We start from the raw sequence: 16,997 nt of genomic DNA on the forward strand, positions 1-16,997 counted from the left end.
AAAACGAAAAAACCGGCCTAGGCCGGTTTCTTCACCCCAACTGCCAGAGAATTGAATCTCTGCGTACGGGGTTGAGTTGGAGCGATCCTAAGTCGTGCTCGCCACGCACGTCAACCACCGATTGACCAGGAGCTACACGACGGCATGCACTCCAGCGCCGACGAGTCAGTTTTGATCACCGACCTAGGTGATGGTCAAGGCGTTGTTGGCCTGAGTTATTAGTGATTGTTACAGGAAGAGTGTTGAGGTGCTGCATTTCGATAAAAGTTTGAAGTGTCGACCGCTGCTCTCCGTATCAATTGAATGTATGTTCCCAATTTGATGTGGGATTTATTACCGAGGGGTGCTGAAGGAAAGCCCAAGTATCTGTGCTGAGAAATTTGTCTATTTTGATACAGCACATTTCTATCCAATGACGCCCATCCGCTTGACGCCCACCCACGCTGTCATAGACTCCGCTCATCCGTCAGGGAGTAACGGTTATGCGGCGTGTTCGTGTGTGGGTTATTGGATTGACCTTTGTAACGTGCGTAGTACAGGCGCAAACGCCTGCGCCCGATGATCCATTGCTGGACAGCAGCGGCAGTGCAAATGCCAGCAGTGAGGCCCGTGGTGTGCTGCGAGCCCGGGATCAGGCGGTGCTGGCCAGTGAGTTGTCCGGGCGTATTGTCGAGTTGCCGTTCAGTGAGGGCGAGTCGTTCAAGAAGGGTGACACCCTGGCGCGTTTTGATTGCTCGGCTTATCAGGCCCAGCTCAACGCGGCCCAGGCTGCCAATCGTGGCGCCGGTGAAGAGTTGTCCCACAACAAGCAATTGGCGGCGTTGAATTCGGTCGGGCGTTTTGAAGTGGCGCGGGCCGAGGCCAAGGTCAGCGAGACTCAGGCGCAATCCCAGGTTTATCAGGTCCAGGTCAAGCGCTGCAGCGTGCTGGCGCCGTTCGATGGCCAGGTCGTCGAGCGCAAGGTCAAGCGTTATGAAAGCGTCGCTGCCGGCACGCCGTTACTGGACGTGGTCGACAACCGCACGCTGGAAATCCATTTGCTGGTGCCGTCGCGCTGGATGGCCCGGCTCAAGCCTGGCCAGACCTTCAGCTTTGTTCCCGATGAAACCGGTCAGCCACTGGATGCCACGGTCAAACGCCTCGGCGCACGGATTGATGAAGGCAGTCAGACCTTGCTGCTGGTGGCGACGCTGCCCAACGCCAACGGTTTGCTGGCTGGCATGAGTGGCACGGCACGCTTCGCGGAGTTCAAGTGAACGCCCCGGTCACGGGTGGCGCTGAACAGGTGTTCGCAAGGTTTCTGGATCTCGAACGCCTGACCCGCGCCGCTCGCACGCCTTCGCAATTGGCCTACAGCCTGGTCAATGACAGCCAGGCGCTGTTCGGTTTTCGCCACGCGGCGCTGTTGATTGCCGGCAAGGTGCAGGCCGTGACGGGTGTCAGTGCGGTGGAGCCGAATGCGCCGTTCGTGGCGTTTGTCGAGCAGGCCGTGGCTCAGCTGTTCAAGCTCGAGGTGCTGAAACAGGCGCGGGTGATTCCGGCGAATGTTCTCAGCGAATCGATTCAGGCGGACTGGCAAAGTCTTTCCGCGGCTCAGGTGTTCTGGCTGCCGCTGATCGATCACCAAGGTGAGGTGTTTGGTGGTCTGTGGCTGGCGCGGGACCTGCCGTGGAATCCTTCCGAACAAGTGCTGCTGTCGCAATTGGGTGACACCTACAGCCATGCCTGGCTGGCGCTGCAACCGCGCAAACCGTGGCGACTGCGCTGGACACGAAAACGTCAGGTGGCGCTGGTCGCGGTGGTGTTGCTCGGGCTGCTCATTCCGGTGCGCCAATCGGTGCTGGCTCCGGCCGAAGTCGTTCCGCTGGGCGGCCGAGTCGTTGCGGCGCCGCTGGACGGGGTGATTGCCGAGTTTCTGGTCAAACCCAATCAGACGGTGAAAACTGGCGACCTGTTGTTGCGCTTTGAAAGCACCACGCTCAGGGCCCAGGCCGATGTGGCCGAGCGCGCCTTGGGGGTTGCTGAAGCTGAGCTGAAGGCCAATTCCCAACGCTCGTTCGCCGACGCCGAATCGAGCTCGAAAATCGATCTGCTGGCCGCGCGAGTCGAGCAAAAACGTGCTGAGCGGGATTACGCCCGCGAACTGCTCAAGCGCAGCGAAGTGCGCGCCGAGCGCGGAGGCATTGCGGTGTTCGCGGACGCGGAGCGCTGGACCGGTAAACCGGTGCAGACCGGTGAGCGGCTGATGGAAATCGCCGACCCGACCCAGGCTGAGTTGCGCATCGAACTCGCGGTGGGCGATGCGATTGCGCTGGAGCCTGGCGCGCAGGTCGCGCTGTTCCTCGACAGTGATCCGTTGCAACGGCATCTGGCCCGGCTCGAGCGCGCGGCTTATGAAGCACAACCCACGGCCGGCGGGCAGTTGGCTTATCGACTCGACGCCAGTTTCCAGCAAACACCACCGCGTATCGGGCTGCGCGGGACGGCGAAAGTCTTCGGTGACCGTGCGCCGCTGGCGCTGTACCTGTTACGTAAACCCCTGGCCGGTTTGCGCCAGAGTGTGGGCCTTTAGATGAGCCTGCCCAACCTGCGTGCAGACTTGCAGCTGACACCTGCATCACCGGCGCTCGATGGCTCGCCGCGCTGGACCCTGGCCGATCCGGTGCGCGGTCGCTATTTCAAACTCGGCGTGGCGGCGATGCGCTTGCTGCGCCATTGGTCCTTGGGTGATCCCGAGCAAGTGCTGCGTGCAGCCAACCGCGAGCCAGGTTTGCCGCTGGATGGCGCGGAGCTTGAGCAATTGCTGGGCTTTCTGCGCAGCCACGACCTGATCTCCGCCCTCGATCCGCAACAGCGCGCCAGTTACAGCCTCAAAGCGGCCGCTCAACGCCAGTCGCTGTGGCAGATCTTGCTGCACCAGTACCTGTTTTTCCGCATTCCGTTGTGGCGCCCGGACGCTTTTCTCAATCGCGCCTGGCCATGGCTGGAGCGCTTCGGTCCGCGCGTGTTGCGCTACGGATTGCCGGCAACCCTGGGGCTCGGCGTGTTTCTGGTGTCCCGGGACTGGCAGCGCTTTATCGCGACCTTCCCGCATTTGTTCAGCCTCGGCGGCGCGCTGGCGTTCGGCGTGGCGCTGTTCTTTGCCAAGCTCTGCCACGAGTTCGGTCACGCCTTCATGGCCAAGCGCGCCGGTTGTCGGGTGCAGAGCATGGGCGTGGCGTTCATGGTGTTGCTGCCGATGTTTTACACCGACGTCAGCGACGCCTGGCGGGTCAATGATCGCCGCGCGCGGCTGCTGATCGGCGCCGGTGGCGTGCTGGCGGAATTGCTTTTGGCGAGCATCGCGCTGCTCGCCTGGTCACTGCTGCCCGACGGTCCCGGACGCACGGCGGCGTTCATGCTCGCCAGTGCCACCTGGATGACCACGCTGGTGATCAACCTCAACCCGTTCATGCGTTTTGATGGCTATTTTTTGCTCAGCGACTATTGGGAAGTCGACAACCTTCAAGGCCGAGCGTTTGCCCTGTGCCGCTGGCGCTTGCGTGAGTTTTTATTCGGTTACGGTGCGCCAGCGCCGGAGCCCTGGTCGCCGAAGATGCAACGGCGTTTGTTGATCTGGGGTTACGGCTCGTGGCTGTGGCGCGCGGCGTTGTTTTTCGGGATCGCGCTGGCGGTCTACCACTTGTTCTTCAAGGTGTTGGGGATTTTCCTGATGCTGGTGGAGCTGGTGTGGTTCATCTTCCTGCCGATCATGAGTGAGTGGCGGCAATGGTGGACTCGCCGCGAACAGGCGCATGCGCCTCGGGTGCTGCTCAGTGGCCTGGCCTTGTTTGGGCTATTGCTGATGCTGGTCATGCCGTGGCGCAGCGCCGTCGAGTTGCCGACGATGCTGGAGGCTGGCCGCGCCAGTGCCTTGCACGCGCCAGTCGCGGCGAGGGTCAAAACGGTGAATGTTCACGATGGTGAAGCGGTTGCCCAGGGCCAGGTTTTGATTGAGCTGGAATCCCCGGACCTCGATTCGCGTCAGGCCATCGTCCGTCGCGAAATCCAGATCCAGCAGTTGCAGATGCGCCGCCAGGCCAGTCGCAGTGAAACCGCTGCCGACGCCGGTATCGTCGAACAGCGCCTGGCCGAAGCGGTCGCCGAATACCGAGGCCTGGTCGCCCAGCGTGAGCGCCTGCTGCTGCGGGCGCCCCATGCCGGCAAGGTGCGCGATCTGTTGCCGCAGTTGGCGGTCGGTCGCTGGTTGTCGACCAAAGATCCGTTGGCTCGGGTGGTCGAAGACGGCGCGCGGTTGCGCGGTTATCTGGCCGAGGTCGAACTCTGGCGTGTCGCCACGGGTGCCAGCGGACGCTTCATCGCCGACGATCCGATGCACCCGGCGATCGCCGTGCAACTGAGCGAAATCGACACCAACGGCGCGGAATTTGTCGATCAGGAAGCGTTGACCTCCGATCACCATGGGCCGATTGCCGTGCGCCGGGATCAGCATCAAAGAGCGGAGCCGGTACAGGCTCAATATGGGGCGCGGTTGAGCGTCCTCGAGGAGGTACCGACGCCGGTGCAACCCTTGCGCGGCATTGTGGTGTTGCAGGGGCGCGGCGAGTCGTTGCTGGGTGTTGCGTGGCGGCGTCTGGCGGCACTGGGTGTCAGGGAAAGCGGTTTCTAGGGAGAGCAAGCGATGGCGAATAGCGATTCAGTGGCGGCGGATGGTTTGGTGGTGCGGCCATCGCGGACCAGCGATGGGCCTTTTTTGCAGCGCCTTTACCAGGCGGCGCGACCGGACCTGCAATGGATCGACGATGAGCGGGAAGTGGTTGAGCAGGTGGTCGCCCAGCAATTTCAGGTGCAGGAGCAAGGTTTGGGTGAGCGTTACCCCAACGCGATGCATTACGTGGTGGAAAAACTCGACACGGCCATCGGCGCGCTGACCACCGATTTTGGCCCTAATGAAATTCGTGTGCTGTACCTCGCGTTCATTCCGCAGGCGCGCGGCCAGGGCTATGGCCGCAAGGTGCTGCAAGGTGTGCAGAAAGCCGCGCAACAGGTTCGTTGCCCGGTAGCGACGGTGGTTTGGGCCAACAATCCCCGCGCGCGCCAGCATTACCTGGCGCTGGGGTTTCAGGTCGAAGAGCGAAACCCGGCGGCGGAGCGGTTGGTGTGGTATCCGCATAGCTGAATCCACCACTGCTCCCCCTGTAGGAGCGAGCCTGCTCGCGATAGCGGTGGATCATTCAACATTTTGGGTGAATGACACTCCGCTATCGCGAGCAGGCTCACTCCTACATTGGATTTCGGTGTGTTCAGTTGAAGGCGATGTAGAAATATCCCTTGCCCGGGTCACGTCCCATGGCCGGCACCCGGGAGACGAAGATGTTTTGCACCTGACCCAATTCCGGCAATTCCAGCGTGCATAACCCATCGACAAACGCTGTAGGTTCCAGGCTGTTGAATTCGACACTGAACGGCATGCGCTCGTTGTTGGGCATCCGCGAGCAGGGTGTTTCTTCAAGGCTGCCGATATGGATCGGCAATTCACTTCCATCCGGTAGCCGCAGCGTTCCCGTCTTGCCCAGCAACGCCTGAAAGTGTTGGCTTTGCACCTGTTGCAGCATGGCATCCCTCCAGAAATCTTAAATGGCCGGGGGATTGAATCCCCCGGCCGAACCTCAGTTGCGCGAAGGGAATAACCCGTTCAAGGCAATGCTGAAGTTGAGCACCAGGAACGGGTTCATCGTTTCCATGGGCAGGCCGTTACCGGCGGACGAGATTTCTCCTGTGACCGTGGTGGCCACGCCTTTGAGTGGCACGGCCGCAGCGCCTTGCGCGTCGGAGTAGATGCTCGCCGAACCCGGACCGCCGCCCGAGGCACCGATGTACGAGTTGATCGCGGTTGGGTTGGTGACCGGGTTGCTCGCCGGACTGGCCAGTTGCAGGGTGGTGCTGGCCGTGAGCCCGGACAAGGCGTGGGTGTGGTTCGGCAGGTTGGTGATGGTGGCTGTGACGTTCTCGGTCCCGGAGAATTCACCGATGACGCGCGGGGTCAGGTTCAGCCCGTTGCCCTGTGCTATCGGCATTCGGCCTTGCAGGTTGGGTAGCATGAAGTTGGTGGTGCCATTGCCTCCATAGTAGGTTCCCAGCAGCGAGAACAGCGCCTGGTATTGCGAGATCCCCAGTGTCTGGCCGTTACACAGGGCCCAGCCGTTAGGGGCGAAGTTAAAGGCAAAAGACTGAACAGTGCCCATGAATACTTCCATAGTTCCTTATCCCTCAGGTTAGTTGTCTGGCGCGCCACGCAGATTGCCCGTGCGGGCACATCGTTGCGTACAGCCGACTCCATTCATCTCCGTGGCTGGATCACGCCACGCCAGAGCGTAGTTGATCGGCCTGATTGCCGAATGTCGTTGGTCGTAAAGCCAGCATCGACGACGGCACTGTCGCTGTCCTACAGTGATTGCAAGCATCAAGGTTTTTCACCGGCAGTCTTGAGGGGAGGCAATGGAGGCACACAGAGAAACGCCGATTGACGGCACCCAAGGCCCGCACGAGGCACCCGGCGTCTGGGCGATTGTTCAGCGAATGCTGCGATGGGCGCGGGAGCACTGGCTGTTGCCGATCCTGGCCTTGGCCGCGCTGGTGCGTTTCTACGACCTGACGGCGGCGGCTATTTGGGGCGACGAAGGTTCCAGCCTGCTGTTGAGCCAATATTCATTGAGCGAGATCTGGGTGCATGCCGCCCATGATGTGCACCCTCCGCTGTATTTCATGCTGCTGCATGGCTGGATCGAGCTGTTTGGCGATGGCATTTTTTCGATTCGAACCTTAAGCGCGCTACCAGGGATTGCCACCGTGGCGCTGGGTGTCTGGCTGGTGGACTTGCTTGCCACTCGCCGCGCCGCATTGTTGGCCGGCGTCCTGTTGGCGTTGCTGCCTACCGCCGTGCGTTACAGCCAGGAAGTGCGCATGTATTCGTTGCTGGGGCTGTGGCTGATCGGTGCCACGATCGCCCTGGTTTACTGGATCAAACACCCGGGACATAAGCGCTATCTGGTGATTTACGCACTGCTGATGAGCGCGGCGTTCTACACCCATTACTTCACCGCCCTGTGCGTGCTGTGTCACTGGCTGTATCTGGGGCTGATCTGCGTACGGCCTGGTTATCGTTTGCGGCATATCCAGCAGCCCGGCTGGTGGGTGGCGAACATGGCGATCGTGTTGGTGTACATGCCATGGGTGCCCAGCCTGATTGATCTGATGCAGCACATGGATAAGCTAAAAGCCAATGGCGATGTAGGGTGGGAGACACCGGTCACCTTCGCCTCGTTGCCTTCGATGATCTGGTCGTTCCTGATCCAGGACGATGGCGAGAACCTCCCCACATGGGTTTTCATCACGTTGCCCTTGGCGTCGCTGGCCTTGGTGTGGGTGGCGCTGGCGCGGGATCGCAGTGTCATTCGTGGCAGTGCATTGGTGGTGATCTACACCGTTTTGCCGGTGTTGCTGGTGTTTTCGGCGTCGTTCATCTCGCCGGTGTTCATCGAACGCTACCTCACCGCGTACGCCCTCGGCTTACCGATGATTGCCGCATTGGCCATCGATCGCCTGTACGCCGTCTTCCGGGTGTTGGCCGTGACGGTGCTGGTGTTGTTTATCGGCGTCGAACTGGTGGGGCTGAACAACAACGCCACGGTCGATACCAACGATCAAATCAGCGTCATGGTCGACTACGTGAACCAGCACTTCGTTGCCGGTGACCGGATCGTCACCAGCGATATGCTCTGGTACCTCAGTTACGTCTACTACAACCGCACCGACGCCAAACCGCTGCTGTACACCCCGCCGTCGGCCAAGGGTGTTTCGAGTCGGCCGAATGCCTATGGTTTCGGCACGCTGGTGACCCAGGATATTTACCTCGACAGCCTCGGCGATTTGCCCAAAGGCAGCGGACGCGTGTGGTTGATCGGCACCGTCGATGTACCGGACGAATTCGCGCCGCTGCCCGCAGGCTGGCAGAACGTTGGCGTAACGCAGGCGGGAGGCGCCAACGCGCGTTTGTTCGTGTTGCATTGAGCTTGTAACCAAAATCGCTTTTTTCAGACGATTTAGTTTCGATTTGATATCAAAACACCATTACCCGTAAGACTGATCATGGTCTACGCTCCGTCGTACATAAAGGATTTGTGACTAGGGTGAAGGGATTGCCACAGTTCCATTTTATTTCCGGTTTGCCGCGCTCAGGCTCGACCCTGCTTTCTGCGATTCTTTTGCAAAACCCGCGCTTTCATGCCGGCATGACCAGCCCCGTTGGCGCCCTGTTTTCCGGTGTTCTGGAGCAGTGCAGCGCCGGCAGCGAGTTCGGTGCGGTGATCGATACCGATCTGCGCCGTCGTTTGCTTCGCGGTCTGTTCGATTCCTTCTACGCCGACAAGGCCGACAAACCGGTGGTGTTCGACACCAACCGCTTGTGGAGTTCGCGCCTGCCGGCCATCAGCGACCTGTTCCCCCAAGCCAAGGTCATTGCCTGCGTGCGCAATGTCGCCTGGGTCATGGACAGCATCGAGCGTCTATACCGCGCCAACCCCTTTGAAAACACCAAGCTGTTCGGCGACGCGGTCGAACGCAACACCGTCTACAGCCGTTGTGAAACCCTGGCGCAACGCAATCGTCTGGTGGGTTTTGCCTGGGCAGCGCTCAAGGAAGCCTATTACGGCGAACACGCCGATTCGTTGCTGATTGTCGATTACGACTTGCTGACCCAGGCCCCTGATCGGGTCATGCGGCTGGTCTACGACTTCATCGGCGAACCCTGGTTCGAGCATGACTTTGACAACCTCGCCTACGACGCGCCGGAGTTCGATCAAGCCCTCGGCGTCTCTGGCCTGCACAGGGTCAAACCCAAAGTCGAACGGCAATCGCGGCGCACGATCCTGCCACCGGATTTGTTCAAGCAATACGCTGAATTGTCCTTTTGGCTCGATGGCTCAGCCAGCGCCGCCAATGTCATTCGTATGAAGGCCGACGCCGCGATCAGTTGATCGCGGCGTTTTCATTGGCGCGTCAAACAAGTTCGAGTCCGGGTGAGCAGCATGTGGTGGAGCAACGGCAAGTCGCGAGTTACCGAAGGCGCACGGGCGCTGGCCTCGCCAATGATCATGTCCCTGGAACCGCGCATGCTGTTCGACGGCGCGGTCGCGGCTACGGTGGCGGATGCCGCTCAGCCTGACAGCCATCCCACCGCCGATGCGGCCAAAACGCCGACGGCCGATCAAGCGGTCGCCAGCAAAGACACCCACGGCCAGGCCGATGCGACGCCTGCGACGGCGCCCGTTGCCGTGCCGGGGCAGAGCGTGGTGTTCGTCGATTCCCGGGTCAAGGACGCCGACAGCCTGCTCAAAGGGGTGGCGCCCGGTACTCAAGTGGTTCAGCTGGATGCGAGCAGGGACGGCTTGCAGCAGATTGCCGACTACTTAGATCACCATCAGGGCATCAGTTCGGTGCAGATCATTGCCCACGGCAACGCGGGCGATCTGTGGCTGGGCGATAGTTATCTGTCCGCCGACAACGTCGCGGCTCGCAGCGCCGTGCTGGCGGAAATCGGCAAAGACATGAATGTCGGCGGCGACATCATGATCTACGGCTGCTACACCGCCGAAGGCCAGCGCGGCTTGAGTTTCGTCGATTCGCTGGCGCAACTGACCGGCCGGGATGTGGCCGCTTCGAGCAATCGCACCGGTGTCGGCGGCGATTGGGATCTGGAAATTGCCACCGGCAACATCGAAAGCGCCAACGTCCTCTCGACCACGGCCATGAGCGAGTATCAGTGGGGCCTGGCCACCTGGACCGCCACTAACAACGCCAACACCGGGGTTGGCTCACTGCGTGCCGCCATGGCCTCGGCGCAGAACGGCGATATCGTCACCTTCAGCACCGGCATGACGGTGCAACTGACGTCCGAACTGCTGATCAACAAAAACATCACCGTTGATGGCGACCTGAATAATGACGGCGCGGCTGACGTGATTCTTGATGGTCAGTACAGGACCCGAGTAATTGAAGTAGCGTCTGGCAGTACCGTGACGCTCGATGGTTTGGTGATCACCCGAGGCCTGGTGTCGGGGAATGGCGGCAACGGTGGCTACGGTGCCACGGGCGCGATGGCCGGGGGCATTTTCAACGCAGGGATTCTGACCCTGAACAACGTTTCCGTGACCTCCAACGGGGCTTCCGGTGGCGGTGGTGGTGGCGGAGTGACGCCAGCGAATTACGGCGGCGGTGGCGGTGGCGGTGGTGGCTTGGGCGGCCAGGGCGGCGGGCATGGTGGGTCGGCAGGCCCGGGCACCGGTACGTTGGGCGGCCAGGCGGGCAGCGGCGGTGTCGGCGGTTACGGCGGCGGTTATGACGCGACCCACATGGGCGGTCGCGGCGGTACCACCACTGGCGGTGCGGGCGGGGTGGGCGTTTCCTATTACAGCAACGGCGGTAACGGTTCGACGGCCACCAACGGCACGATTTCCATTGGTGGCGGTGGCGGCGGGGCCGGTTGGGACAAGGTGGGTGGCGCCGGCGGCAACGCGGTGGGCGGGATTTACAACGCCAGCAGCGGCACCATCACCGTCATCGGCACGTCGACCATCAGCAATAACATTGGCGCGGGTGGCGGCGGCGGCGGTGGCGGCGGCCAAGGTAGCAATGCCAGCAATGGCGGCATCGGCGGCCGGGGCGTCGGCGCGATCTGGAACAAAGGCACACTGCTGATGACGGCCGCCAACTTCGCGGCCCTGGCCGGTAATGCGGCGGGCAGTGGTGCAGGCGGTACCGCGCAGGGCGGAGGTTCAACCGGCACCTCGCCGACCGCCTTCGCGAGCATCTACAACGACGGCGGTGTACTCAATACGGCGTATTCGCCACCACCGACCGCGACCATTGTGGTCACTGACACCACCCTGATCATCGGTGAAACGTCCTTGGTGACGATCACCTTTTCCGAGGCCGTGACCGGATTCACCAATGCGGATCTCACCATCGCCAACGGCACATTGACGGCGGTGAGCAGCAGCGATGGCGGCATCACCTGGACGGCAACGTTTACGCCGACTGCCAGTATTTCCGATACGACCAACCTCATCACTCTGGACAACACCGGCGTGATCAACGGCCTGGGCACTGCCGGCGTCGGTACCACCAATTCCAATAACTACGTCGTCGACACCGAACGCCCGACCGCCACAATTGTCGTGGCGGACAATGCGTTGAAAATCGGCGAAACCTCGCTGGTGACGATTACCTTCAACGAAGCGGTCACCGGTTTGACCAACGCCGACCTGACGATTGCCAACGGCACCTTGACGGCGGTGAGCAGCGGCGATGGCGGCATCACCTGGACGGGCACCTTCACCCCGACTGCCAGCATCACTGACACAACTAACCTGATCACCCTGGACAACACCGGGGTCAGCGACCTGGCCGGCAACGCCGGCAGCGGCACCACCGATTCGAACAACTACGCCATCGATACCGTGCGGCCAACGGCGACCATTGTGGTGGCGGACAATGCGCTGAAAATCGGCGAAACCTCGCTGGTGACATTCACCTTCAGCGAAGCGGTCAGCGGGTTCACTAATGCGGACCTGACCATCGCCAACGGTACGTTGACGGCCGTGAGCAGCAGCGACGGCGGCATCACCTGGACCGCGACCTTCACCCCGAACGCGAGCATCAATGACACGACCAACCTGATCACTCTGAACAACACTGGGATCGCGGACCTGTCGGGCAACACCGGCGCTGGCACCACCGATTCGAACAACTATGTGATCGACACACTACGTCCGACAGCAACCATCGTCGTGGCCGACACTGCGCTGAAAATCGGCGAGACCTCGCTGGTGACCATTACGTTCGCTGAGGCCGTGACCGGTTTCACCAACGCGGACCTGACCATCGCCAACGGCACCTTGACCGCCGTGAGCAGCAGTGACGGCGGCATCACCTGGACCGCGACCTTCACGCCAACCGCCAGCATCACTGACACAACCAACCTGATCACCCTGGATAACACCGGGGTCAGCGATCAGTCCGGCAACGCGGGCAGCGGCACTACCGATTCGAACAACTACGCGATCGACACCGTGCGGCCAACAGCAACCATCGTGGTGGCGGACACTGCGCTGAAAATCGGCGAAACCTCGCTGGTGACCATCACCTTCAGCGAAGCGGTCAGCGGTTTCACCAACGCCGACCTGACGATTGCCAACGGTACCTTGACCGCGGTGAGCAGTAGCGACGGCGGGATCACCTGGACCGCCACGTTCACGCCTTCCGCGAGCATCAACGACACGACCAACCTGATCACCCTGAACAACACCGGGATCGCGGACCTGTCGGGCAACGCCGGTAGCGGCACCACCGATTCCAACAACTATGCCATCGATACCGTCCGGCCGACCGCCACGATTGTGTTGGCCGATAGCGCCCTGACAGCGGGCGAAACCTCGCTGGTGACCATTACCTTCAGCGAAGCGGTCAGCGGTTTCACCAATGCGGATTTGACCATCGCCAACGGCACATTGACGGCGGTGAGCAGCAGCGACGGTGGCATCACCTGGACCGCGACCTTCACCCCAACCGTTGGTGTGAATGACCTGACCAACGTCATCACCCTGAACAATACCAGTGTGGCGGACTTGTCCGGCAACTCGGGCAGCGGCACCACCAACTCGGGCAATTACACGATCGACACCGTGCCGCCGACCGCCACCATCGTGGTGGCGGATACTGCGCTGAAAATTGGTGAAACGTCCCTCGTAACCATCACCTTCTCAGAGGCTGTATCCGGTTTCACCAACGCCGACCTGACCATCCCCAACGGCACATTGACGGCGGTGAGCAGCAGCGACGGCGGGATTACCTGGACGGCGACTTTCACGCCAACCGCCAGCATCACCGATACGACCAACCTGATCACCCTGGACAACAGCGGCGTGCAGGCCACCAGCAGCGGTAACGCCGGCAGCGGCACCACCGATTCCAACAACTACGCCATCGACACTGTGCGCCCGACGGCCACGGTCGTGGTGGCGGACACTGCATTGAAAATCGGCGAGACCTCGCTGGTGACCATCACCTTCAGTGAAGCGGTCAGCGGTTTCACCAACGCCGATTTGACGATCGCCAACGGCACGTTGACGGCGGTGAGCAGCAGCGACGGCGGCATCACCTGGACGGCGACCTTTACTCCGAGCGCCAACATCAACGACACGACCAACCTGATCACCCTGGACAACACCGGGATCGCGGACCTGTCGGGCAACGCCGGTAGCGGCACCACCGATTCCAATAACTATGTGATCGACACGGTTCGACCTACGGCGACCATCGTTCTGGCCGACCCGACCCTGAGTGCCGGTGAAACCTCGCTGGTGACCATCACGTTCAGCGAAGCGGTCAGCGGTTTCACCAACGCCGACCTGAGCATCGCCAACGGCACGTTGACGGCGGTGAGCAGCAGCGACGGCGGCATCACCTGGACCGCGACTTTCACGCCCACCGTTGGCGTGAATGACTCAAGCAACGTCATCACCCTGAACAATACCGGCGTGGCTGACTTGGCTGGCAACACGGGCAGCGGCACTACCAACTCCGGTAACTACACAATCGACACCGTGCTGCCGACCGCTACTATCGTGGTTGCCGACAACGCGCTGAACATCGGCGAAACATCCCTGGTGACCATTACGTTCTCTGAAGCGGTGACCGGTTTCAGCAACGCCGACCTGACCATCGCCAACGGCACATTGACCGCGGTGAGCAGCAGCGACGGCGGGATTACCTGGACAGCGACTTTCACGCCAACGACGAGCATCACCGACGCGACCAACCTGATCAGCCTGGACAATAGCGGTGTGCAAAATGCTTCGGGCAACGCCGGCAGCGGGACTACCGATTCGAACAACTACGCCATCGATACCGTGCGACCAACCGCGACCATCGTCGTGGCGGATCCAACACTGGCGCTTGGCCAAACCTCGCTGGTGACCATCACTTTCAGCGAAGCGGTGACCGGTTTAACCCTTGCCGACTTTACGGTCGACAACGGCACCCTGAGCGGCTTGAGCACCAGCGATAACATCACCTACACCGCGACCTTCACGCCGGCGGCGAGCATCAACGATGCGACCAATATCATCACGCTGGACAACACCGGCATTGCGGACGCGGCCAGTAACACTGGCTCGGGTACCACCGATTCCAACAACTACGTGATCGACAGCCTGCGTCCGACCGCCACGATTGTGGTCGCCGACAGCACGCTAAGCGCCGGCGAAACTTCACTGGTGACCATCACGTTCAGCGAAGCAGTCAGCGGTTTCGACAACAGTGACTTGAGCATTCCTAACGGCACCTTGAGCGCGGTCAGCAGCAGCGACGGCGGTATCACATGGACCGCGACCTTCACACCGACCGTCGGCGTCAAGGACACCAGCAACCTCATCATTCTGAACAACACCGGCGTGGCCGATATTGCCGGCAACGCGGGCAGCGGCACCACCAACTCGGCCAACTTCACCATCGACACCGTGCTGCCGACCGCCACCATCGTCGTCGCCGACAATGCGCTGAGCGTCGGTGAAACGTCGCTGGTCACTATTACCTTCAGCGAAGCCGTCAGCGGTTTCTCCAATGCCGACCTGACCATCGCCAACGGCACGTTGACGGCGGTGACCAGCGGCGATGGCGGCATCACCTGGACCGCAATATTCACCCCGACCATCGCCATCACCGACACCAGTAACCTGATCACCCTGGACAACACGGGCGTGCAAAACGCCTCGGGCAATGCCGGCAGCGGCACCACCGACTCCAACAACTATGCCATCGACACACAGCGTCCAACCGCGACCATCGTGGTGGCTGATGCAGCTCTGGGCGTTGGCCAGACCAGCCTGGTGACCATCACCTTCAGCGAGGCGGTGAGCGGTCTCACCAACGCCGACCTGACGATTGCCAACGGCACGTTGACGGCCGTGAGCAGCAGCGACGGCGGCGTCACCTGGACGGCGACCTTTACCCCGAGCGCCGGCATCACCGACACGACCAACCTGATCACTCTGGACAACACCGGAGTCACGGACCTGTCGGGCAACGCCGGCAGCGGCACCACCGATTCCAATAATTACGCTATCGACAGCCAGCGCCCGACCGCGACCATCGTGCTGAGCGATACCACCCTGAAACCGGGCGAAACCTCACTGGTGACCATCACCTTTAGCGAGGCGGTAAGCGGTTTCGACAACAGCGATTTGAGCGTCGCCAACGGTACGTTGAGCAATGTCAGCAGCAGCGACGGCGGTATCACCTGGACCGGGACGTTTACCCCGACCATCGGCGTGACCGACGCCACCAACCTCATCACCCTGAACAACACCGGCGTCTCGGACCTGGCCGGCAACGCGGGCTCGGGCACGACCAACTCCGCCAACTATGTGGTGGAGACCCAGGTGCCGACCGCAACCATCGTGGTGGCCGACAACGCCCTCAAGGCCGGTGAAACCTCAGGGGTGACCATCACCTTCAGCGAAGCGGTGAGCGGTTTCACCAACGCGGACCTGAGCATTGCCAACGGCACGCTGAGCAACGTGTCGTCCAGCGATGGCGGCGTTACCTGGACCGCCACCTTCACCCCAACCGTCAACGTGACGGACACCACCAACCTGATCAGCCTCGACAACAGCGGTGTGACCAACGCGTCGGGCAACAGTGGCGTGGGCGTAACCGATTCCAACAACTACGCCATCGACACCGCTCGCCCGACCGCGACCATTGCGGTGGCGGATAACCGCTTGGGCATCGGCGAGACGACCACGGTCACGATCACCTTCACCGAGGCGGTTTCTGGTTTCGACCTGTCGGACCTCAGCGTCGCCAATGGCACGTTGTCCAACCTGCTCAGCAGCGATGGCGGCAAGACCTGGACCGCCACGCTGACCCCGACCGCCAATATCAACGACACCACCAACCTGATCCTGCTCGACACCGGCAACGTGGCCGACGCTGCTGGCAACCTCGGCGCGACAATCGCGATCTCCAACAACTACGCACTCGATGCGACTCGGCCGACCGCCACAATCGTCGTCGCCAACCCGAACCTGAGCATCGGCCAGACCACGCTGGTGACGATCACCTTCAGCGAAGTGGTAAGCGATTTCGATCTGTCGGACCTCAGCGTCACCAACGGCGAGTTGACCAACCTGACCAGCAGCGATGGCGGCAAGACCTGGACGGCGACCTTCACGCCGACCGCGAGCATCACCGACCCGAGCAACTTCATCGCGCTGGACACCAGCAACGTCAGCGACGGTTCGGGCAATACCGGCACGGGTGTGGCGGTGTCCAATAACTACACCATCGACACCGTGCCAGTGCAGACGCCTGCCGTGGTCGTAACGCCCGACCCGCTGGCCCGGGTCCCACCACCGGTGACCGTCTCCGATCAGCCCAACGTGCCTCTGCAACCGATCATCTTTGCCCCACCCACCGGTGATCTCGGCTCACCGCTGACCTTTACCCCATTGTTCGAAAGCCGCGTGATCGGCAATGGCATCCGGCCGCTGGGCGACATCTTCATCAACCACGGTGCGCTGGCGCCCAGCTTCATCGCCCAGGTATTCAGCAGCAGCGACAACGGTGGCGATGGCTCGGGCAACGGCTTCCTCGGCTTTGGTGGTGGCGATGGCGGGGTGTTTAGCACCAGTACGTTGTCCGGTCTGTTCAATCAGTACTCCGGCAGCGAACGAGGCGAGCTGAATTCTTTCGGCAGTCATTCGATCAAGGGCGGGGATGTTTCCCAAGGGCTGCGCGGCGTGTTCGGCGCGTTGACATTGAACCAGCAATTGCAACAGATCAAAGACACCGAGCAGCGGCAGGTCGACACCCTGGCCGCGGCGTTGAAGCAAGTCGGCATCAGCGAAATGCAGGCCTGAAAAACCCTTAAAACAATG

The 16,997-nt window shown here is 61.4% G+C and carries 9 protein-coding genes; 7 read left to right on the top strand and 2 right to left on the bottom strand.

The features are described from left to right. Positions 1 to 482: 482 nt before the first annotated feature. Genes QF010_RS14760 through QF010_RS14775 form a run of 4 tightly spaced genes read left to right on the top strand, consistent with a single transcriptional unit; the run spans position 483 to position 5,179 of the window. Positions 483 to 1,256, top strand: coding sequence for an efflux RND transporter periplasmic adaptor subunit (locus QF010_RS14760; RefSeq protein WP_033058662.1), 774 nt, complete (start codon positions 483 to 485; stop codon positions 1,254 to 1,256). Continuing rightward, positions 1,253 to 2,572, top strand: a complete 1,320-nt coding sequence (locus QF010_RS14765; RefSeq protein ID WP_033058661.1) for an efflux RND transporter periplasmic adaptor subunit — start codon at positions 1,253 to 1,255, stop codon at positions 2,570 to 2,572. The genes QF010_RS14760 and QF010_RS14765 overlap by 4 nt, the downstream gene beginning before the upstream one ends. Then, positions 2,573 to 4,669, top strand: a complete 2,097-nt coding sequence (locus QF010_RS14770) for a site-2 protease family protein (RefSeq protein ID WP_429533399.1) — start codon at positions 2,573 to 2,575, stop codon at positions 4,667 to 4,669. Between the two features lie 12 nt (positions 4,670 to 4,681). Next, positions 4,682 to 5,179, top strand: coding sequence for a GNAT family N-acetyltransferase (locus QF010_RS14775; RefSeq protein WP_429533400.1), 498 nt, complete (start codon positions 4,682 to 4,684; stop codon positions 5,177 to 5,179). Positions 5,180 to 5,303: 124 nt separating this feature from the next. On the opposite strand, the gene QF010_RS14780 is transcribed toward QF010_RS14775, so the two are convergent. Further along, positions 5,304 to 5,615: a DUF6916 family protein gene (locus QF010_RS14780; RefSeq protein ID WP_429533401.1), complete on the bottom strand. Its 312-nt coding sequence runs from the start codon at positions 5,613 to 5,615 to the stop codon at positions 5,304 to 5,306. Positions 5,616 to 5,669: 54 nt separating this feature from the next. Then, positions 5,670 to 6,257: a phage tail protein gene (locus QF010_RS14785; protein WP_429533402.1), complete on the bottom strand. Its 588-nt coding sequence runs from the start codon at positions 6,255 to 6,257 to the stop codon at positions 5,670 to 5,672. A 241-nt stretch (positions 6,258 to 6,498) separates the two neighbouring features. Between QF010_RS14785 and QF010_RS14790 the strand changes: the two genes are divergently transcribed. From QF010_RS14790 to QF010_RS14800, 3 genes are all read left to right on the top strand, one after another. Continuing rightward, on the top strand, positions 6,499 to 8,070 hold the full coding sequence (locus QF010_RS14790) for a glycosyltransferase family 39 protein (RefSeq protein WP_429533403.1): 1,572 nt from the start codon (positions 6,499 to 6,501) through the stop codon (positions 8,068 to 8,070). 119 nt (positions 8,071 to 8,189) lie between these two features. Then, the gene (locus QF010_RS14795; RefSeq protein WP_429533404.1) at positions 8,190 to 9,035 is read left to right on the top strand and encodes a sulfotransferase family protein; all 846 of its coding nucleotides are present in this window, start codon (positions 8,190 to 8,192) and stop codon (positions 9,033 to 9,035) included. 51 nt (positions 9,036 to 9,086) lie between these two features. After that, on the top strand, positions 9,087 to 16,979 hold the full coding sequence (locus QF010_RS14800; protein ID WP_429533405.1) for an Ig-like domain-containing protein: 7,893 nt from the start codon (positions 9,087 to 9,089) through the stop codon (positions 16,977 to 16,979). The last annotated feature ends 18 nt before the right edge of the window (positions 16,980 to 16,997 follow it).

This window comes from Pseudomonas silensiensis (assembly GCF_050434865.1).
Classification (GTDB): Bacteria; Pseudomonadota; Gammaproteobacteria; order Pseudomonadales; family Pseudomonadaceae; genus Aquipseudomonas; species Aquipseudomonas fluorescens_W.